The following is a 21,591-nucleotide window of genomic DNA, read 5'->3' as shown; positions in this document are numbered from 1 at the left end:
GCCGGCCGACGCTGAACGCCCGGCTTGCCCCGCCGAAAGTCATAGGTCAACAACGCCACGTATCTGGGACGGTTGTAGGCGGTGAACGGCTGGGCCGAGCTGGACGTTCTCGACGAGCTACTGAGCGACGTGCGTCCGCGACGGGTTTCTGTCGGAGGCCCGTGAGAGTGTCGGCGCATGACGTGGTGGGAGGACCTGGCCGCCGCGGAGCCGGAGTTCGCCGAGCGGGTGCGGGCGCGGTTCGCGGTGCGCAAACACGGGACGATGGCGACGCTGCGCAAGGACGGATCGCCACGGATCAGCGGCACGGAGCTCGAGTTCGGTGAGGACGGGCTGTTCATCGGGAGCATGCCGGGCGCGCTGAAGGCGCTCGACCTGCGCCGCGATCCGCGGTTGGCGTTGCACTGCCCGACCGAGGACGCCCCGGAGGGCGACGAGACGTCGTGGGATGGGGATGCGAAGATCGCGGGACGGGCGCACGAGGTGCCGGGACCGGACGGGTCGCACCGCTTCCGGATCGAGATCACCGAGGTGGTGCTGACCCGGGTGGGGGAGCCGGGCGACCATCTCGTCATCGAGAGCTGGCATCCCGGTCGAGGCCTTCGCCGTCGCACTCGCACCTAGCGATGCGCTGCGAGTCGGACCGGTCGATCGCTTATCTGTAGTAGCCCTTGCCGCCAGGCTGCGTCTCCAGCCACTCCTCGTAGAACCCGTAGCCAATTACGGCGAGCGGCCAGAACGAGACGGCGACGACCACGACAACCCCGAGCACCGCCAGGAGCCAGGACCAACGCGTGGTGCTCACGCGGCGGCAGTAGAACCACAGCACCGCCGCAAACGGATATCCGATGAGCGCCGGAAGGGCCGTGGTCAGGAACTCCTCGACATTCCCGTGGTAGCCACGGATGTGGTGCCGGACGAACACCGCCACGATGAGCGCGACCGCCGGCAACGTGACGAGTCCGCCCAGCACCAGGGTGCTGGCCAACAGAACCGGCGGCAGGCGAAGCGCGAGCGGTCTGGTCGATGCCATAGCGGCGACGATATCCGCGCCCGGTCGATTCTCCGCTGCACTCCAACGACTCGTCTCGCCGGCACCGCCCGCGCGAGCGGGGTACGGTGCGGTCGTGGACGTTGGCTTCGCTGCACCCGTCTCCGGTTCCTGGGCCACCCCCGACAACATGATCCACATCGCGCGTCGCGCCGACGAGCTGGGCTACCGCTCGCTCTGGACGTTTCAACGCCTGCTCTATCCCGCGGACGACGGGTGGGGCGAGATGTACCGCAGCGTGCAGGACCCTGTCGTGACGCTGGCCTTTCTCGCCGCCCACACCGATCGGATCCGGCTCGGTACGGCGGTGCTCAACCTGCCGTTCCTCTCCCCGGTGGTGCTCGCCAAACAGCTCGCGACGCTCGACATCGTCTCCGGCGGTCGGCTCGACGTCGGCCTGGGGCTGGGCTGGTCGGACGAGGAGTTCGAGGCGACCGGCGCGGACAAGCGGGAGCGGGGCCGGCGCGCCGCCGAGTTCGTCGCTGTCCTCCGGACACTGTGGAGTGAGGACGTGGTGGAACACAGCGGGACGTTCTACCGGGTGCCGCGTACCCGGATGGATCCCAAGCCCGTGCAGCGGCCGCACCCGCCGATCCTGCTCGGTGGTGGCGTGCCCGAGGCGTTGGGCCGGGTGGGCCGCGTCGCCGACGGCTGGATCAGCGGTAGCCAGGCCGACCTGACCGCGATCGGCGACGCGGTCGCCACCGTGAAGGCCGCGGCCGCCGACGCCGGCCGGGACCCGAGCGCGTTGCGGTTCGTCTGCCGAGGAGCAGTCAAGGTACGCCCGGCGGGTGCGCCGGATCGTCAGCCGCTCACCGGCACGCTCGATGAGATCCGTTCCGATTTCGACGACCTCGCCGGGCAGGGAATCACCGAACTCTTCCTGGATCTCAACTTCGACCCGGAGATCGGCTCACCGGACGCTGACCCGGCGGAGTCGCTGCGACGGGCCGACGAGGTGCTGGAGGCGTTCGCGCCGCGTTCCTAGGGCACGGTGACCGAGCCGGAGGCAGGCGACCAGCCCGCCCAGCGGGTGACGTCGACCGCGAGGACCGGGCCGTGCGGCGGACGTTCGACGTACTGCGGGTATTTGGCGGTGAGCGCGGTGCGGGCGGTGCCGGCCTCCGCCTCGTCGGTCACCACCCGGCCGTGGCCGTCGAGCCGCACCCACCAGATCTTTGACCAGTCCTCGTCGTATTCGTCGACGAGCAGGCAGGCGCGTCCGGTCGCTTCGAGATTGGCGAGCCGGCGGGGGTGCGCGTTCCGCTTGGGCTTCTCGTCGATGGCGCTGTAGACGACGTCACCGACCAGGGCGAAGCAGATCGGCACCAGGTGCGGTTTGCCGTCGGAGTCGACGGTCGCAAGTCGTGCCACCCGGGCCGACTCGACCAGGCCATGCAGGTCGGACGCCTCCACAGGTCCCACCGTAGTCGGTTGGTGGCAGCCGCCGTGCGGAGACTGCGTCAGGCAGTCATGCTTAGAGCGCGACCCTCAATAGGGGTCGCCGCTGGAAATTACGCAGCGTGAGGCGATTGCCGACGAGATATCCCTGCCGGACGTCGCGAGAGGGCCGGCGGCACGTGAACAACTGGGACGGGCCATTCCGCGTCCTGCTCATCCCAACGAACGGGTGATTCGCGTAGAACCTTTGGGGGCTCGTCTACGCGGGAGGACGAATGTGACGACGTCCTGTCGGGTGGGCCCGTGCTGCGGCTACAACTCAACTCTGTCACGTTGATGAGCATCGCTTGACAGTTGTCCAGCCATCCACTACCACTGAATGGCATCTCGCCACGAACGCGCGATTGTTCGTCGGCACACCCCCCGAGGCGCTGAGGGCGATACCGCGTGGACCTTGAAAGGTTGCTGGACAAGCCAGTACTGAAGCACCTGAGGTCAGGTGTTGCGACAATTCGGGCGATCATGTTCGTCGGGTCAGTGCTCGGTAGCGGACTAGCCTTGATTGTTTTGGCGGCCCGATATTTTTCCGTGTCCTGGAAGTTGGCAACCGCGCTGTCGGTACTGCTGATCTTGCTGCTGTCGGTCTCGGGGTACGCCTGGCGCTACGTCACTCGTGTCTATGACCCCGCCTTCTACGAGATCGTTGATCTCGAAGGTCTCCTGGTCGTCGAGCCTCTTGGAGATCACCGTCGTTATACGTATACGCGGAGCCAGACGGTGAAGGCTACGCGCGACGATCTTCGTCTCGTGGAGTTTCGTGCACACTGGACAGGTAAGGGTCATAACGGCACAAGCCGTGTTGAATCGTTGATCCCCGAGCACGCGATTCTAGACGGCCGCCGAGCTGAGTCAGATGGTCGGGTGCATCGCTGGATCTACCCGCGCCGTCCCCTCGAACGGGGTAAGGCGTTGCGCGTCGGCATCCGTCAAGTGCACGAAGATGACGTCGAGATCCAACTGCCCTACTTCCGGGAAGGCGGTGGCCGGTACAAGACCGGTAAGATCACGGTGATAGTCAAGCTGCCTTTCAGTGAGCACTCGCCCGAGAGTGTTCGAGGCGTCGTCTGGAACAGTAACCGGACGCCGCGGAAGGGCGCCGTGGTAGATGAATTGCCGATCCCGACGCCGCGAGTCGATAGCGCGGCCGGCACAGCGGAATATAGGGTCACTGTTGAGAAACCGAGTCCCTACCACTCTTACGGAGTGGAGTGGACCTGGCTGCGTGAGCCCCCTGACTAGAGGCGCTGCACATTAAGCGCTTCATGATTCTGGTAACTAGTGAGGGGAGATCTCCGCATGGGTGGCGACTGACGTTGATAGTTGGCTAGTGAGCGCTAACGGCGAAGCCCCTACGTCACCCCAACGACGTGGCCGTGGGGGCCTCTGCTGTTGGTTTTCGTCGCTCGGCTACAGACCGGACCACGGGGGCATGCAAAATGGTGTGCACGAGGGCGTTGCGCTGAGTGATCGAGGCAAACTGATCTGGTGCTCGGGTGCCGGCAGAGTGAGCCTTTGGATAACGGTCGTTGACGTTGCTTGATCATGTGGTTCGTCCGTGCTCGATGTGGAGAAGCACGAGTGCGGCAGCGGTGATGTGGCCGATCATGTTGGGGTCGAGACTGACCCGCCGCAGGGCCTTGAGCGTCGTTTTGAGCACCGCGTTCGCCTGCTTCGCGCGGGCTCGGGCGTGGGCCTGAAGCCAGTTGAGTTGCGTTTGCGGCTTGTGAGCCTGCAGCCCTTGGGGTTCTTGATCGGCAGGGTGAACGTGCCGGTTCACGCTCGTATCCCAGGTCGGCGAGGGCGCGATCGTCACGGGTCCACTCGGTCAGTGTCTCTAGCATCTCGGGATGGGCTTTGAGGCAGGTCAGGTCGTGTCGTGTTCCCGCGGTGATCAGCGCCGCGACGCGTTGGCGAGTTCGACCTGCCCGGCGAGCCGCTGCGCGTCCGAGCCGGGGACCGCGCGCAGCGCGCGACGGGCGAGCGCGGTGATGTGCCGGGCCATCAGCTCGTGCGCGTCCGTCGGGTCGAGCCCAGCCCGGTGCACGAGGTCAGGGTCGATGCCCGAGAGCTGCTTTTCGAGGCCCTCGGTGATGAGCTGCTCGTACGCGCCCCGTGCAAGATCGGTCACTCGCGCAACCTACCGCCGCGCGGGGCGGACATCGATCCTCCGAGCGGCGCGGTTGGTGCGGCTATTCCTGCCGGTCCGGGGTCGGTGCACCGGCCCCGGCGCGGAGAGGGGATTCAGGCGGCTTGCGGGACGACGGCGCCGATGCCCATCTGCGCGGCCGGCGTGAGCCAGTGCAGCAGCGACCGGGCGGCCTTCAGCACGAGCGGCCGATCGTGCGTGATCACGTAATCGAAGCGGCGCTGCCGGTCCGGCCCGTCGTCGCCGAGGTCGCGGGCGACCAGCGCGGCCGCGTAGTGCGGGCCGACCACGATGACGTTCCACTCGCCGCGCAGCGGATCGTCGGCGGCGAGCATGGTGCCGCGGATGCCGGGCGCGGGTTCGGCGGGAAGGTTGACGGCGAGCGCCGCGATGAACGGGGCGTGCGCGGCCATCTGGCTGAAGCGGCGGGCGGTGGTCGGGGTGAAGTGCCGCTCCTCCTGGAAACAGGCGAGCAGGACCGGTCGTTCGTGCCCCTCGTCGGCCTTCGCCTCCAGATAGCGGCTGATCGGCATCAGCAGCTCTTTCGTGGTGCGGTCGACCGGACGGCACGCCGAGACGATCTCGAACGGGGTGGCGGCGTCGCGGCGCGTGATGGGCGCCACCGCGTCGGCGGCCTCGACCAGGCGCAGCGGCCGGCAGGTCGCGTCCGGCTCGGCGGGGAGCGGAGCGGGTCGCCCGTAGAACCAGCCCTGCCCGAAAACGGCGCCCATGCTACGGGCGACGGCGAGGTGCTGCTCGGTCTCGATGCCCTCGGCGAGGATCGTGGCGCCGGTGCGTTCGGCGTAGGCGAGGACCGCGCCGACGACCTGCGCGGTGTACGGGTCCTTCGGGCGGCGCAGCAGTTGCATGTCCAGCTTGACCACGTCGGGGTGGACGAAGGGCATCAGCGCCAGCGACATGGGGTCTGCGCCCACGTCGTCGAGGGCGACGCCCCAACCGGAGGCGCGGCAGCTGGCGGTGGCGGCGAGCAGCGCGGCCGGGTCCGCGGCGATGGCGCGTTCGGTCATCTCGGTGACCACCCGGAGCCGCTGCTGCGCCTCGGCGAGCACCGGAAGCAGGTCAGCCGGGCAGCCGGCGCGCCAGGCGGCCGGCTCCATGTTGACGAAGAGCGTCAGCGACGGGTCCAGCCGTGCCTCCAGCGCCGCCCGGTAGGCCTGCGCCCGGCAGACCCAGTCCAGTTCGGCGTCGCGCCCGACCTGTCGGGCCGCCGCGAACAGCGTGGCCGGCGACTCCCAGGGGGAGCCGACCGGACCGCGGGCTAGCGCCTCGTACCCGATGATCTCGCCGGTCTCGATCCGCACCAGCGGCTGGAAGACCGGCGTCACCGCGCGCGCGTCGAGGACCGCGTGGATATCCACGTACGGTCCGTCGCGCAGGGTCCCGGGCATGCCGTTCCGATCGGCGCTCGCGCGCCCTGTTTAAGGGTTATGCGGCCAGGAAGCCGGTGACGGTCGCGACAAACGCGGCCGGGTCGTCGATCCACGGCATGTGCCCGGCGTCCGGTTGGATCACCAGCCGTCCCTGCGGAAACAACGCCGTGAGCTCGCGCAGCAGCCGTACGGTCGGCGCGGGGTCGAGCTCGCCGCCGATGACCAGCACGGGCGCGGTGAGCGAGGCGAGCGCCGCCCGCGTCTCGGCCGGGTCGCCGAACGCCCCCGGCACCCGGAAGCCGGCCTCGGCCTCGGGGGCGCGCTGCGCCTCGTCGGTGTCGGTGAACTCGGCGGCCGCCGCGCTCCACCGGCCGAAGTAGAACGGCGATGCCGCTCGCCAATTCTCCGCGGTCACCTCGCCGGCCTCGATCCGCAGGATCGCCGCGTACGCGTCGGCGTACCAGGGCTCGTCGGCCCGGCGGTGCATCGTGGAAAGCCACTCCTCGTCGGTGAACTCGAGATCCGTGGCGCGCCAGCCGGGGGCCACCAGGACGAGCCGATGGAGCCGCTCCGGATGGCGGGCCGCGTACAGGGTGGCGATGTTGCCGGCCGCCGAGTGGGCGAGCAGGTCGAGCCGTTCGAGTCCGAGGTGGAGCCGCAGCGCCTCGACGTCGTCGACGAGGCGGTCGCACCGGTACGAGGAGGGGTCCTCGGGTACGGCCGAGTTCCCCGTGCCCCGGTTGTCCAGCAGGATCAGCCGGCGGTGCGCGGAGAGCCCGCCGAGGTCGCCGAAGTAGGCGGAGGCCCTGCCTGGCCCGCCGGGCAGGCAGATCAGCGGTGTTCCGTGACCCTGCTCGTGGTAGGCGAGCGTCGTGCCATCGAAGGCGGCGAAGGTCTGCATCCGCCCATCCTGCCGCGTCACATGCGAAGGGAAGGGGCCCGTCGGTGCCGTCATCGACCGCCGACACGTGCGGCGGGCCCATCGTCAACCGGACCGGGAACGGCCTGCCGGGCGGGACGCTGCGCCCCGCCTGCGACTCCGCGCCCCGGCCGTGCGGGACGCCAGGGCAGCAGGCGCGGTGGGCGGCGGGCGGCCACGTCCTCGACCCAGCCGGTCAGCAGCAGTGGGACCAGCAGGAGCGCCAGCGCCGTGGCGAAGTAGCCGACGTCGGAGAGACCGCCCAGCCGCCAGACCTCGATCCGGTCGCCGACCACGAAGCACAGCGCGATGGCCACGTTGTGCCAGAGGTAGACCGTGACCGCACGGGCGTTGAGCAGGGTGACCAGCCGGTCGAGGAACCGTGCCCGGGACAGCCACGCCATCGACGGTGTCGCACGCAGCAGCAGCAGGACGAAACCCAGGGAGAAGAAGCCCTGCGCCAGCGGGATGTCGTTGAGGTCGAACCCCACCTCGGCGGGGCGGGTGAGTGCCCAGCCGGCGCCGATGCCCAGAGACAGGCTGGCGACGCCGATGAGCAGGGGCAGCGTTATGCGGCGCAGCGTCCCGTCGCGGTGGGCGAAGCCGATCACCCAGCACGCCCCGAACGTGGCGACGTCGGTGACGACCGAATGTACGGCGTCGTCGAGCACCTGGGGCACGACCTGCAGGATGACCAGCACCCCGAGAGGCAGGAGCACGGTCGCCACGGGCCGGCGCCGGTAGAGCCACAGCGCGGCGGGGGAGAGCAGCACCAGCCACAGATACGTGACCAGGTACCACAGCACGCCGGTCGCGTCTTGCGCCCACGGGCTGCCCGATGGTGAGACGAGCGGAACGACCCACATCAGCAGGCGCGGCCACTCGGGCAGCTCGGCCCAGCCGTCGTGCCAGACCATGGCCGTCAGCAGCACGGCGCCGAACACCCACAGCGCCGGCAGCAGGCGGCGCACCCGGCCCGAGACCGCGGCCCGGACCGGCTTTCCGTCGAGTGATCTGGCCATCAGCGAGCCGGCGAGCGCGAACATGACTCCCATGGCGGGAAATGCGAAGCTGAGCCACGCGAAGCCGAACATGTGGTAGACGATTACCCGGCCGAGGGCCAGGGCCCGGAGCGCGTCAAAGTAACGGTCACGCGCAGCGGGGGAGGTCACCGTGGTACGGGTGCGGGTCACGGCGGGACGCTGTCTGTGGCCCGAGACCGCCGCCTCGCCGGTGCGCTGCAGCTTGTGCCAGCCCAGCCGGACGCCGGTCAGCGCGGTCACCACCGACTGAATCAGCACCAGGTACATCAGCTGGCGGTATGCGAACTGTTGGAGTGGCAGTGTCCACAGCGGACGTATCCGTTCCCGGTCGAGCCGGAACGCCACCAGTGCGGTGACGAACTGCAGGGCCAGCATGGCCAGCCACGCCGTGGCGGTCTGCACCCAGTCGGCGAAGAACAGGCCGTAGACGGCCATCAGGTCGATGACCGGCCCGAGCAGCGGCAGCACCACGCCGAAGAGGGCGAGCATCGGCAGGCAACGGCGGCCGAAGCGACCCGAGGACCCGTCGTCGAGCACCGCCCGTCGGTGCTTCCACATCGCCTGCATCGTGCCGTAGCTCCACCGGTAGCGCTGCTTCCACAGCTGCTCCAGGCTGGCGGGCGCCTCGGTCCAGGCGCGCGCCGTCTCCTCGTACACCACCTTCCACCCGACGCGGGACACCGCCATGGTGATGTCGGTGTCCTCGGCGAGCGTATCGCCGCTCATCCCGCCCACGTCGATCAACGCCCGGCGGCGGAACGCGCCGATCGCGCCCGGTACGGTCGGCATGCACTGCAGCGTCTCGTAGAGGCGACGGTCGAGATTGAAGCCGATCACGTACTCGATCTGCTGCCAACGCCCGATGATGCTGTTCTGGTTGCCGACCTTGACGTTGCCGGCCACCGCCCCAATCGACGGGTCGGCGAAGGGCCGCACCAGCCGCCGGAGCGAGTCGCGCTCGAAGATGGTGTCCCCGTCGACCATCACGATCAATTCGTGGCGGGCCAGCGCGGTGCCCGCGTTCAGCGCGCTCGACTTGCCGCCGTTGGGCTTGCGCAGCACCCGCACGTTGGGCAGGCCGAGACCCTCGACGATGTCCGCGGTGCCGTCGGTCGAGCCGTCGTCGACGACGATGACCTCGATCTCCGGGTAGTCGCCTCCGGCCAGGGAGCGGACCGCGGCGGCGATGCCCTCCTTCTCGTTGTACGCGGGCACGATCACCGACACCGGTTCGGTGACCGGTGGGCCCCAGGACCATCCGCGCGCGTGGCGGCGCCGCGCGTGCCGTCCCGCGAGGACGAAAAGGAGCAGAGTGCGCGCCAGCGTGAGCAGGCCGACGACGACGAAGAGCACCGCGAGCACGGAGAGCGTGCCGTCGGCGATCCGGACGGCCCAGACGAGTGACGCCCCGCGCCACCGGTCGAACTGCGAGGCCGGCGGGTTTTCGGTCACCGGCGGCGCGGTGACCGGGGCCTGCTCGGAGAGCGACCGGTTGAAGCCCGCCGTGACGGTGGTGAAGCGGTAGCCGCGGGCCTGCATCGCCGGGATGAAACGGTCGAGCGCCGCCACGGTCTGCGCCCGGTCGCCGCCGGAGTCGTGCAGGAGGATGATCGCGCCCTGGCCGTCGGGCGGCGTCATGTTGCGAACGATCGCGTCGACCCCCGGTTTGGCCCAGTCCTGGCTGTCCGTGTCGTTGACCACCACCAGGTAGCCGAGGCTGCCCGCCTCTTTCATCACCGGCCAGTCCCGGTCGTCGAGCGCCTCCGCCTTCGATGAGTACGGGAACCGCAGCAGTGACGTCCGCACCCCCGCGGCCTTGGCGATGGCCAATTGGGTCTGCGAATACTCGATCCGTCGCCGCCACCCGGGCACGGCGGTGAGATCCGGATGCGTGAAGGTGTGCGCACCCAGCTCGTGGCCGTTCGCGGCGATCTGCCGCGTCAGCACCGGCTGCCGGACCACCTCGGAGCCGACCACGAAGAACGTGGCCTTGGCCTGGTGACGGCGGAGCACGTCCAGCACCTTGCGGGTCCACCACGGATCCGGCCCGTCATCGAACGTCAGCGCGATGGTCTTCGCGGGCATCCGGTAGGACTGGGGGTGTTCGCCGGACGCGTTGATGATCGGGCCGCCCGTCAGCACCTCGGTCGGCACCGTGTCCTGTTCCCCGGTCTCGTGCACCGAGTCCGGGGTGAGCTCCGAGTTCGCGTACGCCGCGACCAGCAGCAGGCTGGCGAAGACGAAGACCAGCACCGAGACCACCACGCGCCGGGGGCGGGGGCTGTTCCGTCGCTCGCGCCGAACGCGCGCGCGTAATTCCCGCCGGGTGGGCCCCGGCAGAGTGGGGGTCGCCATCAGCGCACCGACGCCCCGGGGGACCCGGGCGGGGCCGGGATCGTCACGAACGGCTCAGGGATCGGGGTGTCGGCGGTCGCCGGCGCGGCCGTCGGTTGCGACTCCTGCGGCGCGATCGGCTGGTTGGGTACGGGCGGCGGCCCGGCATCCGGCATCCCGCTCGGGTTCGGCGTGGGGATGGGATCCTGCGGTGGTCTGGTGGCGGGGGGCGCCGTCGCGGGTGGCTGCGTCCTCGGCGGCTGCGGGCTCGACGCCGTCGCTCGAGGTGTGGCGGGCCGAGTCGCCGGGTGACCCGTCGCCCCGTTGAAGTCCATGCCTCCCGGGGACTGGACGGGGGGAACTGTGGACCCGGCCACGGCGAGCATCTCCGGGCGCCGGTCGGCGCCGGGCGTCGGCGCGGAGGGCTGCGGACTGGGTTTCAAGTCCCGTAGCGCCAGCGCCGCGGGGGCGCTGACCGGCCCGCCGGCCAGGCTGACTCCGATCAGTGCCGCATAGCTGAGGCCTCCGCCGGCCATGCCGATGGCGAGCCAGCGTACGAGGCGCTGCCGGCGGCCGGTCAGGTCGACAAATACGGGAATTGAGCGATTTTCAGAAAGGGCGACTGAGTCAATCTTTTCTGGGATCGCCAGATCAACGACAAATCCTGGCCGTATGTCTTCGGCAGTCACGCGGCAAGCCTAGTAAAGGAATCCCTGAGGAAGTCCGTGAGGCGGTGTTTGAATGGGCGCGAAGATCGGCTTAAAAGAAATGTCCATGGAGACGATAACGGAGTTGTCCGCGCCTAGTTGTCCTCGCGTTCCGGGTTGCGTAAAGGATGTGAAACGGGGTCGGTCCACGGCGATCTCGCCGCAATCCGACATCTCCGTCACGCGGTGCGATTTTTCCGTGGGGGGGCGGTGAATGCGAATGGTGAACCATATTCAATTCAATGCGTACACGGGAGGGTCCCTCATTATGTGGAAAGCGATAACAAGGGACCCTTCCGTGCATTTCTCAGCAGGCGATCGGCTTCACCCAGGAGCACTCCAGCCCTTCGGGGGCGGACGGGGCCGAGGGCGCGACGGGAGGCACGGCCCTCGCCGACCGTGCCGCCGTACCCGCCGTCCCGCTGTACGAGGCCAGCGCGATCGCGATCTGGTCCTGGATGCTCGTCACCGACGACGCGATGTAGTTGTTCAGCACGATCGAGAAGGCCAGCGGCCTGCCGTCGGCGTCGGTGACGTAACCGGAGAGCCCGGAGACCGCGGTCAAGCTGCCGGTCTTGGCGTGCACGTTGTTCGCCGCCGGGGTGTTGCGCATCCGGCTGCGCAGCGTGCCGCCGACGAAACGGTCGGGGTTGCCGGCGACCGGCAGGGCGTCGTACCAGTTCCGGAACCATGGCTCGGCACGCACCGCGACCAGCAGGTCGGCGAGTTCGGCCGGCGGGATCATGTTGCGCCGCGACAGCCCGGACCCGTCGGCCTGGCGCAGCGTCGCGGTGTCCATGCCGGCGGACCGCACGTAGCCGGAGATCGCGGCCAGACCGGCGGACCAGGTGCCGGCGCCGGAGACCTGGCGTCCGATGGCCTTGGTGAGCACCTCGGCGTGGCCGTTGTTGGAGAGCTTGAGGAACGGCACCATCAGCTCGGCCAGGGTCATCGACTCGTGCGCCGCGACGGTCTTCGCCGGCGCGGGGGTCGCCCGGCCCAGGGTCGTCGCGCCGAGCACCCGTACGCCGTGGGCGGCGAGCGCCCGCCGGAAGACGTCGGCGGCGTAGCCGGTCGGCTCGTCGACCGTCATCCAGTCGCTGGTGGCGGAGGCGCCGACGGCGAGCTGACCGGTGACCACGATGGTGTTGGTGCCGTGCCGGCGTTCCATCGAGATCGTGCCGCCGCCGCCGGCGCTGGTGGACGCGCGGTTGTCGATGGTGACGTAGCCGGTCGGGGGACTCAGCGTGACCACCGGCTTCGCGCCGGGGGACCCGCCCGGGCCCACGGTGACGATGACGTTGCCGGCGTCGTAATCGGTGTCGGGGGCGACGGTCAGCGCGGAGACCTGTGCGGCGTAGTAGTACGACTCGTCGTCCCAGGCCCACTCGAGACCGAGCCGCTGATCGTCGAACCAGGTGTCGTCGGCGACCAGATCGCCCTGGACGACCCGCACGCCGGCGGCGGCGACCTTCGCGGCGAGCGCGTCGTAGTCGGCGGCGAGCATGGTCGGGTCGCCGGTGCCGCGCAGGTAGAGGTCGCCGTGGAGCACGGGTCCGCGCCGGTCACCGGCGGTGCGCACGTCGGTGCTGAACCGGTGGTCGGGCCCGAGCAGCTCCAGCGCGGCAGCGGAGGTGAGCAGCTTGGTGTTGGACGCCGGCAGCAGGCGCCGGTCGCCGTTGCGGTCGTAGAGGGGGTCGCCGGTCGCGGCGTCGACGACGACCACGCCGGCCTGCGCCCCGGCCAGCCGGCCGTCGGCGAGGATCGCGTCGATGGTGGCGTTGAGCCGGGTGAGCGCGGGCTCCGGCGCGACCGCCGTGGCGGTCGCGGCCGGCACGCCGGCGGTCGCGGCCGCCGCGGCGAGCGCCACGAGGGCGAGGGTCCGGGGGAGGAGACGACGATGCATGGCGTGATGCTGTCACGCAGGTAAGTTGCGGGATATCGCCCGACGGGTGAAGTTTTCTGCCGCCGGGCAACTCCTCAACCGCCGGGCACAGCCACCGATGGGGACCTCATGATCCGGTGACATCACCGCGCCGGATACCCGTACCTGGAGGATCCCGTGCGTCGTGCTGTCTGGAGCGTGGGCGCTCGCCCGCGCCGTATCGTCCGCGCCGCCGCCGCGATCCTCGGCGCCACCGTGGCCGCCGTCGTCCTCGCCGCCCCGCCCGCGGCCGCCACCTGGGACAGCCTCCCCGGCAAGCTGACCATGGACTGCGTCGTGCTCGGCGCCGACAACACCTACCGGGCCGTCTTCGGATACGACAACAACACCCGCTACTCCGGGGACATCCCGGTCGGCCGGTACAACAAGATGACCCCGAGCCAGTTCAACGGCGTCCAGACGACCCGGTTCTCGCCCGGCGCGCACCGCGCGTCGTTCGCCACGCCGCCGATCGCCCGGAGCCAGCCGGTCACCTGGCAGGTGGGATGGTTCGCGGTGACCGCGACGGCCAAGTCGCCGGTCTGCGGACCCAACGTGCAGCTCCCGGCCGAGGGCAACGGGCTCGCACCGGTCATCGTGCTGGCCGCCAGTGTCATCGCGGCGCTCGTCGGGATGCGGGTGCGCCGCTGGCGCCTGCACCGGGGGATGTGATGCGCAGCGTGCTGGCGGTCGGCGCGCACCCCGACGACATCGAACTCGGCTGCGGCGGGGCGCTCTCCGCGCACCGCGCGGCCGGTGACACGGTCACCATGCTGGTGCTCACGGGTGGACAGAACGGCCCGGGCAGCTGCCTGGAACGCCGTCGCGAACAGGAACGGGCCGCCCGGGTGCTCGACGCCGTACTGGTCTGGGGGCGGCTGGTCGACTGCACGGTGGCGCCCGACGCGGCCACCGTCACCGTCGTCGAGACCGTGCTGCGCAGCGTCGCCGCCGACATCGTCTACGTCCACGCGCCCGACGACTCCCACCAGGACCACCGTGCGGCCGCGGCCGCCACCCTGGCCGCGACCCGGCACGGCAACCGGATCCTGCACTACCGCAGCCCGTCGACCACCCAGTTCAACCCCACGATGTACGTCGACATCTCCGCCCACCTCGACCGCAAGCTCGACGCGATCGCCTGTCACCGCACCCAGGTCGACGCCTCCGCGATGGTCGACCCGGAGGTGGTCGTCGCCTCCGCCCGGCACTTCGGCGCGCAGGCCCGCACCCGCTACGCGGAGGCGTTCGCCCCGGTTCGGTTCGTCTGGGACCTGCGGCCCGTGCAGAGCGCGCCGAGCGCCCGGGCCGCCGCCGTCGCGGAGGTCACCGAGGTGGCCGCGCTCGCCGGGCAGCTGCCGCCGTGGTGACCGTCGCGCCGGCCCCGCGACACGCGGCCGGCCACCGGGAGGAGCACCACCGCTGGGCCCTGCTGGCGTACGTCGTCCTGCTGGTCGGCGCGTTCGTCGCATTCGGCGTCGACAGCACGCTCGGGGTGATCGCCGGCGCCCTCAACCTCATCTTCCTGGCGTATTTCTTCCGTCATCTCGCCTTCGCCATCTCCGCCGCGCGCTGGGCCGAGGACGACCTGGCCGCCGCGGACGTCGGCGTCGAGTCGTACGCGCCGCCGTTGGCCGTGCTGGTCGCCTGCAAGAACGAGGAACTCGTCGTCGACGGGATGGTCTCCGCCCTGCTCGGGCTCGACTATCCGCGCGACGCGCTGACCCTCGTCGTCGTCGACGACGCCTCCACCGACGGCACCGGCGCCCGGCTGGACGCCTGGGCGGCGTCCGACCCGCGGCTGCGGGTGCTGCACCGCGCCCCGGACGCCGGTGGCGGCAAGTCGGGTGCGCTCAACGACGCGCTCGCCCAGATCGAGGCGGAGATCGTGGTGGTCTTCGACGCCGACCACGAGCCCGAGCGCAACGTGCTGCGCCGCCTCGTCCGCCACTTCCGCGACCCCGAGGTCGGGGCCGTGATGGGGCGCTGCGTGGTCCGCAACGGCGTCGAGTCGTCGCTCGCCTCGACCATCTTCATCGACTACCTCTCCGGCTACCTGGTCAACGAGTACGGCCGGCAGGCGCTGTTCGAGCTTCCCGCGTACGGCGGGGCGAACTGCGCCGTCCGCACCGACGTGCTGCGCGCGCTCGCCGGCTGGAACCCGCACACCGTCACGGAGGACACCGACCTGACGCTGCGGGTGCTGCTCGGCGGCAAGCGGGTCCGCTACGACCCGGCCGCGGTGGACTTCGAGGAGGCGGTGCTCTCCTCGTCGCGCTTCTGGCGGCAGCGCTACCGCTGGGCGCGCGGGCATCAGAAGTGCCTGCGCGACTACTGGCGTACGGCGCTGCGCAGCCCGCATCTGGGGTTCGCCGAAAAGGTCGAGACCATGATGTTCCTCTGGGTCTACCACATCCCGGTGCTCTGCGGGATCGGCCTGGTGCTGACCGCGCTGCGCGGCTTCGGCATCGGCGGCGAGGCCGCCGTCGGCCTGCTGCCGCTCTCCACCCTGCTCTTCGCCGGCCCGTTCGCCGAGCTCGCCGTGGGGCTGCTGCTCGGCCGGGTCGAGCGGCGCGCCGCGTGGCTGCTGGTCGGCTTCATCCCGGCGTTCGGCCTCGCCATCCTCACCGCCACCGCCGCCTATCTCGACGGGATGTGGGGGCGGCGCTACAGCTGGGCCAAGACGGCCCGCTCCGGCGCCACCTCCGTACGCCCGGCCGCTCCCGCGCCGGTCGCTGCGGCGTCCGTCTCGTTCGCCCGCCGTGCGCTCCCCGCCGGCGTCTCAGAAGGGGAGTCGCGTTGACCGCCTCGCCGATCACGCCCAACCCGGCCGCGATCTCCGTCAGCGAGCTGCTGCGGCAGGCGCTGCGCCGCAACCGGTACCGCTCCTCCGGGGCGGCGCTGCGCCGCCGTACCGTGCTGTGGGAGATCGCCGGCGCGACCGCCTGGTGTCTGGCCGGGTTCGCGGTGTTCATCAACGCGGCCCGGCATGTGGAGGTCTGGCTCTCCGCCGGCGCCCTCGGGCTGCTCGGCGAGACCAAGATCTCCGGCGCGCTCGGTGACTCGTTCCTGATCTTCGGGCCGGGGGACCGGCCGCTCGTCGCCGAGCTGACCGCCTCCTGTTCGGCCCTGACCAGCCTGCTCGCCCTCTCCGCACTGGCCGTGTTCGTGCTGCGGCGCCGCCCGCACGCCCTGGGCGGGTTCCTGGTGGCGGCCGTCTGGATCGTGCTCGCCAACCAGCTCCGCCTGATCCTCTCGCTCCTCGCCGGCGTGCACCTCGACGTCAGCGCGCTGGTGCTCTTCCACGACTGGGTCGGCGCGCTGCTCAACTTCGCCTACACGCTGGTCGGACTGCTCATCATGATCGCGTTGACCATGCACAGCCCGGAGCGGGCCGAACAGGACCGGTCCGGTCGGCACACCGCCGGACGCCCCGACGCGTGGGCCCGACCCGGCCTCGGCTACCGCGTGGAGAGCGTGGGGCGCCCGGCGCGGACGCCCAGGATCCGGATCGCCAGCTTCGTGCACCGCCGGCTGCTCCCGTCGTCGGTCTCCCGCAAGCTCGCCGCCCGCCGCGAGCGCGGGCGCATCGACTACCGCCTCGGCCACCTCGATCCGGCCGAGCGCGCCGCCGCCGTACGCGAGCTCGCCGGGCGGGGACTCGGCGTGCACACCGCGACGCTCGTGGCCGTGGCCACGCACGAGACCGCCCACCTGGTCCTCGACGCGCTCGCCGACGCGGTCGCCGCCCGCCAGTGGGAGCCGGTCTCCGACCGGCAGATCACCGCGCTGCGGCTCTGGTCGCGCGCCTGGATCATGCGCGCCGAGGCCAATCCGTCCACATCGGAGAAAACGCCTGCCGCTCCGGCGGTGACGCCGGGCGTCGCGCCCGCCCGTCCCGCCGCCGCCAGGCGCGGGCGGCTCGTCGCGGTGACCGGCGCCGGCGGTCCCGCCGGGGTCGCCGTGATCCGCGCGCTGCGCGCTGCCGGCCACCGGGTGCTCGCCCTCGACGCCGACCCCGACGCGGTCGGGCTGCGGCTCGGCGACACCGCCGCGGTGCTGCCCCGCGCCGACGCCGACGGGTACGGCGAGGCGCTGCTCGGCATCGTGACCGAGCACCGGCCGGCCGCCCTGATCTGCACGGTCGCCGAGGAGTACGCCGCGCTCGGCGCCGTCACCGCACGCCTCACGGCGCTCGGCTGCCGCACCTGGCTCCCCGACACGACGGCGGTGCGGACCTGCCTGAACAAGGCGATGTTCGCCGCCGCGCTGCACGCCCGGGGGGTGCCGCACCCGGCGACCGCGACCACCCGCGAGGGCGCCGGCGCGCTGCCCGGCCCGTGGATCGTCAAACCGGCGGGCGGTCGGGGCAGCCGCGACGTGCACGCCGTCGACACCGCCGCCGAGCTGGACCGGGCGTTCGCCACGGTGGCCGTGCCGATCGCGCAGACCCGGCTGACCGGGCGGGAGTTCACCGCCGACGTCCTGGTCGCCCGCGACGGCACGATGCTGACCTGCGTGCCGCGCTGGCGGGACGAGACCAGGGCCGGCATCTCGGTGCGGGGGAGCACCTTCGACTCCGCCGCCGTGACCCGCGTCGTCGGCGACACGCTGCGCGCGGTCGGGCTCACCGGTCCGGCCAACGTGCAGGGATTCGTCGCCGACCCCGCCCCGCTCGCCGACGACCCGGACGCCGAGGTCGCGGTCAGCGTCGTCGAGGTCAACCCCCGCTTCTCCGGCGGTCTGCCGCTGACCCTCGCCGCCGGCGCCGACGTCGTGGGCAGCTACCTCACCGGCATCCTCGAACCCGGCGCGCCCCTGCCGCGGCTGAGCTTCCAACCCGGGGTGCGGATGGCGCGGCACTTCGCCGAGGTCTACTACGCCGCCGACGGCACCGCCGTCGCCGATCCGCTGATCCCGGCGTGACGACGGAGCTGCACGGGGAGCGGGTGCCGCGGCGGGTGCTGGTCCCGTTCGGCACCCGACCGGAGATCATCAAACTGGCGCCGGTGGTCCGCGCCCTGCGCGCCGCCGGCCACACGGTCACCACCGTGGACACCGGCCAGCACGCCGACCCCGCGATGGGCGTCGACATGCAGACGGCGCTCGGGCTCGAACCCGACGTGCGGCTGCGGCTGCCCGAGGGGGTCGGTCGACTCGGCGCGCTCATGGCCGGTGCCGCCCGGGTCCTCGCCGCGCACCCCGTCGACGTGGTGCTCGCCCTCGGCGACACGCACACCGTGCCCGCGTACGCGCTCGCCGCCCGCGCCGTCGGTCTGCCCTTCGCCCACCTGGAGGCGGGGCTGCGCAGCTTCAACCAGCGCAGCGTCGAAGAGGTCAACCGCCGGGTGGCGGCCGCCGCCGCGCAGCTGCACCTGGCCCCCACCGCCCGGGCCGCGGCGTTCCTCGCCGCCGAGGGAATCCCCGCCGAACGGGTCTTCGTCGTCGGCAACCCGGTCATCGACGCTATGCGCGAACGCTCCGCCACCCCGACACCGGTCGACGGCCGCACCGGCGTGCTGGTCACCGCGCACCGTCCGAGCAACGTCGACGACCCGGCCCGGCTGCGCCGCCTCGTCGGTCTGGTCACCGCGCTCGCCGCTCGGGTCGGGCCGGTGCTCTTCCCGGTGCACCCGCGCACCGCCGCCCGGCTGCGTGAACACGGGCTGGCCGAGCGGCTCGCCACCGCGCCCGGCGTGACGCTGCGCGAGCCGCTGCCCTACCAGGAACTGCTCACCGCGCTCGCCGCCGCCCGCGTGGCGGTGACCGACTCGGGTGGCCTGCAGGAGGAGGCGGCCTACTTCGGCGTGCCGGTCGTCGTGCTGCGCCGGTCGACCCCCCGATGGGAAGGGGTCGAACTCCGCTCCACCGTGCTCACCGGACTGACCAGCGACGACGAGGCGGACCGGGCGCTCGCCGCCGCGCGTGCCCTGAGCTGCCCCGCCGAGCAGACCCGGATCGCCGCGCTGCCCTGCCCGTACGGCGACGGCACCACCGGCCGGCAGGTCGCCGAACTCCTCGCCGATCCCGCCACGACCCGGCTGCTGACCCTCATCGAACCCGACCACACCGACGGCAGCCTGCCCTGGGTCTCCCGGTGAACTGGCCCGGCCCGTTGCCCGCCGGGGTCGTCGTCGACCTCGACGACACCGCGTACCCGCAGGCCGCGTACCTGCGCGGCGCCGCCGCCGCCGTCGGCCGGGCCGCCGCCCGCGCCGGGCTCGACGGCGGCGCGCTCAGCCGGGCGCTCCGCGCCGAACTGGCCGCCGGCTCCGACCGGGGCGGCACGATCGACCGGGCGCTCGCCGGGTGCGGCGTGCCGCCGGGGCGCGCCGCGGAGCTGCTCCCCGCCCTGGTCGCCGCGTTCACCGCGTACCGGCCACGGCGCCTGCCGACCTATCCGGGCGTGCCCGCGGCGCTCGCCGCGCTGCGGGTGCGCTATCCACTGGCCTGCCTGACCGACGGCAACCCCACCATCCAGCGGGCCAAGCTCGCCGCGACCGGCCTGGCCGACGCCTTCGACGCGGTGGTCATCACCGACGAGTTGGGTGGGCGGGCGGCCCGCAAGCCGAACCCGGAAGGGCTGCGGCGGGTGGCCGAGCTGCTCGGCCTCCCCGCGCAGGACCTGGTCGTGGTGGGGGACCGGCCGGGCAAGGACATGGCGGTCGCGGCCGCGGTCGGGGCACGCTCGATCCGGGTACGCACCGGCGAGCACGCGCACGCCCCCGACGATCCACCCGCGATGCTGGTGCTGTCCGACCTCGCGGCCGTCGTTCCGCTGCTCTGCCCGGGCGCCCTCCCCATCGGTTACTGACCGACGGACGGGTCGACGCGGGGTCAGGGGCGGCGGAGCCGGCGACGATCTCGCCCACCACGGCGAAGAGCTCCGACGCGGCGGAGCCTGCGGCACGTGGGCGAGCCGCTGCGGCAGGAGCAGCCCGTCCCGTCCGCCCTGTGGCGGGTCGCGTGTGCGCCGGATGTGATGACCGATCGATCAATGTCCGCATACAAGAGGTCACCGCGGGGATGGCACGCCCGTGACCTCGTGTTGTGCCGACGGCGCGGGGAGGTCGATGACGAAGCACGCGCCGGGGCCGGTCGGGTCGTACCAGGCGCGCCCGCCGTGTGCGGTGGCGAGCGTGGCGACGATCGACAGTCCGAGCCCGGAGCCGGGCATGTGACTGGTGCGCGCCGCGTCGGCCCGACTGAACCGCTCGAAGAGCTGGGGCACGAATTCGGCCGGCACGCCCGCGCCGTGGTCGCGGACCCGGATGCGCACCACGTCCCCCTCGCGCCTTCCGGAGAGTTCCACGGGCTGGGCGCCGTACTTGATGGCGTTGCGGATGTAGTTGCAGACCATCTGCTGCAGCCGCAGCGGGTCGGCGTCGAGCGCCAGCCCGTCGGGACAGTCGATGGTGATGGTGGCGCCGGGAAACGAGCGGGCGCTGTCGCGCAGTTCGGCGGCGAGACCGACGCGGACCGGGGAGACGTCGAGACGCCCACTGTCCCTTGTCGACACGGTCAGCAGGTCCTCGGTCAGCAGGCTCATCCGGGTGAGCAGACCGGCCGTGCGGCCGAGCAGCTCGTCGGTCATGGTGTCGGAGAGCGTCCGGTGGTTCTCTTCGAGGATCTCGACGAAGCCGGCCGCCGCGGTGAGCGGATTGCGCAGCTCGTGGGAGACGACGGCGACGAGGTGGTCGCGGAGCGCGTTGGCGTGCTGCAGCTGGGCGTTCTGATCGGTCAGTTCGACCGCGCTGCGGCGGACGCGTTGGTAGAGCAGGGTGATCTCGCGCAGCAGCGCGGCCAGCACGACCAGGGCGGCCACCAGCGCCAGCACGCGGGCGCCGTACCAGCCCGCGGAGCTGCGGACGCGGGCGATCAGGGTCAGCACCACGTCGCCGCAGGAGGCACAGACCGCGATGATCGCCCACGCCTCCAGACCGGGGAGCCCGTCGCCGCGGAACCGCAACGCGGCCAGGGCGAGCGCGACCAGGTTCGCGCCGATGATGTACGCCCCGAACCGGTGGGTCAGGATGCTGAAGTCGCCGTTCTGGATGATCACCGGGATCCGGTGGGCCTCGGCGGTGACCAGCCAGGCCGTTGCGGCGACCGCGGCGATGACGACGGAGCAGGCCGACCAGGCGATCGCCACCCGTCGGCGTCCAGTGGGGAGCCGGCCGGAGTAACGGCCCGGCCAGGGCGCCAGCGCGGCCCCGATCAACAGAGGAAAGCCGACGTGCCACGCCGTCCACAGCCATGGCGAGCTGCTCGGCGTCGCGCCGAGCAGGCCCTGCGGCGCGAAGAGACCGGGAAACACCAGGGCGTGCGGCACGATCACCGCGGCCGACCAGAGGTACGCGCAGGCGAGGACGAGCAGCCGCCCCGTACCGCCGGCCAGGAACTGGGTGAGCAGCAGGAAAGCGGTCAGCAGGTCGAATGCGAACACGATCGCGAGAAACGCCGGCAGGAACGCCGGCACCGACCCGAGTTGGTGGTCCGAGACGGTGTAGATCGCCAGGGCGACGAGCGGCGTCACCGCCGCGGCGATCAACGGTGCGCGACCGACCCGCGCAGCGGGCAGTGAGAGACTCCGGGGGGACACGGACGACCCATCG

At 71.6% G+C, this 21,591-nt stretch carries 18 protein-coding genes and 1 pseudogene; 9 read left to right on the top strand and 10 right to left on the bottom strand.

Going from position 1 to position 21,591, the window contains the following annotated elements; all coding sequences use genetic code 11:
• Positions 1 to 177 precede the first annotated feature (177 nt).
• Entirely contained in the window at positions 178 to 624 is a 447-nt protein-coding gene (locus AB0J06_RS07330; protein ID WP_357425641.1) for a pyridoxamine 5'-phosphate oxidase family protein, read from the top strand.
• Between the two features lie 31 nt (positions 625 to 655).
• On the opposite strand, the gene AB0J06_RS07325 is transcribed toward AB0J06_RS07330, so the two are convergent.
• Positions 656 to 1,033 carry a hypothetical protein gene (locus AB0J06_RS07325; RefSeq protein ID WP_357425639.1) on the bottom strand — a complete coding sequence of 126 codons (378 nt, stop codon included), beginning with the start codon at positions 1,031 to 1,033 and terminating at the stop codon, positions 656 to 658.
• Between the two features lie 94 nt (positions 1,034 to 1,127).
• Here AB0J06_RS07325 and AB0J06_RS07320 point away from each other — a divergent pair, with 94 nt between their 5' ends.
• On the top strand, positions 1,128 to 2,039 hold the full coding sequence (locus AB0J06_RS07320; protein WP_357425637.1) for a TIGR03619 family F420-dependent LLM class oxidoreductase: 912 nt from the start codon (positions 1,128 to 1,130) through the stop codon (positions 2,037 to 2,039).
• On the opposite strand, the gene AB0J06_RS07315 is transcribed toward AB0J06_RS07320, so the two are convergent.
• Complete coding sequence (locus AB0J06_RS07315) at positions 2,036 to 2,467, bottom strand: TIGR03668 family PPOX class F420-dependent oxidoreductase (RefSeq protein WP_357425635.1); 432 nt, start codon at positions 2,465 to 2,467, stop codon at positions 2,036 to 2,038. The genes AB0J06_RS07320 and AB0J06_RS07315 overlap by 4 nt on opposite strands.
• A gap of 432 nt (positions 2,468 to 2,899) precedes the next feature.
• Between AB0J06_RS07315 and AB0J06_RS07310 the strand changes: the two genes are divergently transcribed.
• The gene (locus AB0J06_RS07310; protein ID WP_357425633.1) at positions 2,900 to 3,751 is read left to right on the top strand and encodes a hypothetical protein; all 852 of its coding nucleotides are present in this window, start codon (positions 2,900 to 2,902) and stop codon (positions 3,749 to 3,751) included.
• Between the two features lie 301 nt (positions 3,752 to 4,052).
• On the opposite strand, the pseudogene AB0J06_RS07305 reads toward AB0J06_RS07310, so the two are convergent.
• From AB0J06_RS07305 to dacB, 7 genes and pseudogenes are all read right to left on the bottom strand, one after another.
• Positions 4,053 to 4,196: pseudogene (locus AB0J06_RS07305) on the bottom strand (IS5/IS1182 family transposase); the annotation flags it as partial.
• A 207-nt stretch (positions 4,197 to 4,403) separates the two neighbouring features.
• Complete coding sequence (locus AB0J06_RS07300; protein ID WP_357425631.1) at positions 4,404 to 4,640, bottom strand: hypothetical protein; 237 nt, start codon at positions 4,638 to 4,640, stop codon at positions 4,404 to 4,406.
• Positions 4,641 to 4,753: 113 nt separating this feature from the next.
• Entirely contained in the window at positions 4,754 to 6,067 is a 1,314-nt protein-coding gene (locus AB0J06_RS07295; protein ID WP_357425629.1) for an EAL domain-containing protein, read from the bottom strand.
• 37 nt (positions 6,068 to 6,104) lie between these two features.
• Positions 6,105 to 6,950: an alpha/beta hydrolase gene (locus tag AB0J06_RS07290; protein WP_357425628.1), complete on the bottom strand. Its 846-nt coding sequence runs from the start codon at positions 6,948 to 6,950 to the stop codon at positions 6,105 to 6,107.
• A 50-nt stretch (positions 6,951 to 7,000) separates the two neighbouring features.
• A complete protein-coding gene (locus AB0J06_RS07285) occupies positions 7,001 to 10,366 on the bottom strand; it encodes a glycosyltransferase (protein ID WP_357425626.1) in 3,366 nt (1,121 codons plus the stop codon).
• The gene (locus AB0J06_RS07280; protein WP_357425624.1) at positions 10,366 to 10,881 is read right to left on the bottom strand and encodes a hypothetical protein; all 516 of its coding nucleotides are present in this window, start codon (positions 10,879 to 10,881) and stop codon (positions 10,366 to 10,368) included. The genes AB0J06_RS07285 and AB0J06_RS07280 overlap by 1 nt, the downstream gene beginning before the upstream one ends.
• 478 nt (positions 10,882 to 11,359) lie before the next feature.
• Complete coding sequence (dacB, locus tag AB0J06_RS07275) at positions 11,360 to 12,958, bottom strand: D-alanyl-D-alanine carboxypeptidase/D-alanyl-D-alanine-endopeptidase (protein WP_357425622.1); 1,599 nt, start codon at positions 12,956 to 12,958, stop codon at positions 11,360 to 11,362.
• 156 nt (positions 12,959 to 13,114) lie between these two features.
• Here dacB and AB0J06_RS07270 point away from each other — a divergent pair, with 156 nt between their 5' ends.
• From AB0J06_RS07270 to AB0J06_RS07245, 6 genes are read left to right on the top strand one after another with little or no spacing between them, the layout of a single operon-like run.
• Positions 13,115 to 13,648 carry a hypothetical protein gene (locus tag AB0J06_RS07270; RefSeq protein ID WP_357425620.1) on the top strand — a complete coding sequence of 178 codons (534 nt, stop codon included), beginning with the start codon at positions 13,115 to 13,117 and terminating at the stop codon, positions 13,646 to 13,648.
• The gene (locus tag AB0J06_RS07265; RefSeq protein WP_357425618.1) at positions 13,648 to 14,346 is read left to right on the top strand and encodes a PIG-L family deacetylase; all 699 of its coding nucleotides are present in this window, start codon (positions 13,648 to 13,650) and stop codon (positions 14,344 to 14,346) included. Before AB0J06_RS07270 ends, AB0J06_RS07265 begins: the two co-directional genes overlap by 1 nt.
• Positions 14,340 to 15,779 (top strand): glycosyltransferase, encoded by a 1,440-nt coding sequence (locus AB0J06_RS07260; RefSeq protein ID WP_357425616.1) that lies wholly within the window; start codon positions 14,340 to 14,342, stop codon positions 15,777 to 15,779. The genes AB0J06_RS07265 and AB0J06_RS07260 overlap by 7 nt, the downstream gene beginning before the upstream one ends.
• The gene (locus AB0J06_RS07255; RefSeq protein WP_357425614.1) at positions 15,776 to 17,902 is read left to right on the top strand and encodes an ATP-grasp domain-containing protein; all 2,127 of its coding nucleotides are present in this window, start codon (positions 15,776 to 15,778) and stop codon (positions 17,900 to 17,902) included. The genes AB0J06_RS07260 and AB0J06_RS07255 overlap by 4 nt, the downstream gene beginning before the upstream one ends.
• Positions 17,899 to 19,077, top strand: coding sequence for a UDP-N-acetylglucosamine 2-epimerase (non-hydrolyzing) (gene wecB / locus AB0J06_RS07250; protein ID WP_357425612.1), 1,179 nt, complete (start codon positions 17,899 to 17,901; stop codon positions 19,075 to 19,077). The genes AB0J06_RS07255 and wecB overlap by 4 nt, the downstream gene beginning before the upstream one ends.
• Entirely contained in the window at positions 19,074 to 19,790 is a 717-nt protein-coding gene (locus tag AB0J06_RS07245; RefSeq protein ID WP_357425610.1) for an HAD family hydrolase, read from the top strand. The genes wecB and AB0J06_RS07245 overlap by 4 nt, the downstream gene beginning before the upstream one ends.
• 201 nt (positions 19,791 to 19,991) lie before the next feature.
• On the opposite strand, the gene AB0J06_RS07240 is transcribed toward AB0J06_RS07245, so the two are convergent.
• Positions 19,992 to 21,578: an MASE4 domain-containing protein gene (locus AB0J06_RS07240; protein WP_357425608.1), complete on the bottom strand. Its 1,587-nt coding sequence runs from the start codon at positions 21,576 to 21,578 to the stop codon at positions 19,992 to 19,994.
• Between the last annotated feature and the right edge of the window lie 13 nt (positions 21,579 to 21,591).

Source organism: Micromonospora sp. NPDC049679 (genome assembly GCF_040659735.1).
GTDB lineage: Bacteria > Actinomycetota > Actinomycetes > Mycobacteriales > Micromonosporaceae > Micromonospora_I.
This window is presented reverse-complemented; position numbering and strand designations above follow the sequence as displayed.

Excerpts from the sequence above, each read along its gene's own strand:
- AB0J06_RS07330 (WP_357425641.1), top strand. The coding sequence starts at position 178 with ATGACGTGGTGGGAGGACCTGGCCGCCGCGGAGCCGGAGTTCGCCGAG.
- AB0J06_RS07325 (WP_357425639.1), bottom strand. The coding sequence starts at position 1,033 with ATGGCATCGACCAGACCGCTCGCGCTTCGCCTGCCGCCGGTTCTGTTG.
- AB0J06_RS07295 (WP_357425629.1), bottom strand. The coding sequence starts at position 6,067 with ATGCCCGGGACCCTGCGCGACGGACCGTACGTGGATATCCACGCGGTC.
- AB0J06_RS07290 (WP_357425628.1), bottom strand. The coding sequence starts at position 6,950 with ATGCAGACCTTCGCCGCCTTCGATGGCACGACGCTCGCCTACCACGAG.
- AB0J06_RS07285 (WP_357425626.1), bottom strand. The coding sequence starts at position 10,366 with ATGGCGACCCCCACTCTGCCGGGGCCCACCCGGCGGGAATTACGCGCG.
- AB0J06_RS07280 (WP_357425624.1), bottom strand. The coding sequence starts at position 10,881 with ATGGCCGGCGGAGGCCTCAGCTATGCGGCACTGATCGGAGTCAGCCTG.
- dacB (WP_357425622.1), bottom strand. The coding sequence starts at position 12,958 with ATGCATCGTCGTCTCCTCCCCCGGACCCTCGCCCTCGTGGCGCTCGCC.
- AB0J06_RS07265 (WP_357425618.1), top strand. The coding sequence starts at position 13,648 with ATGCGCAGCGTGCTGGCGGTCGGCGCGCACCCCGACGACATCGAACTC.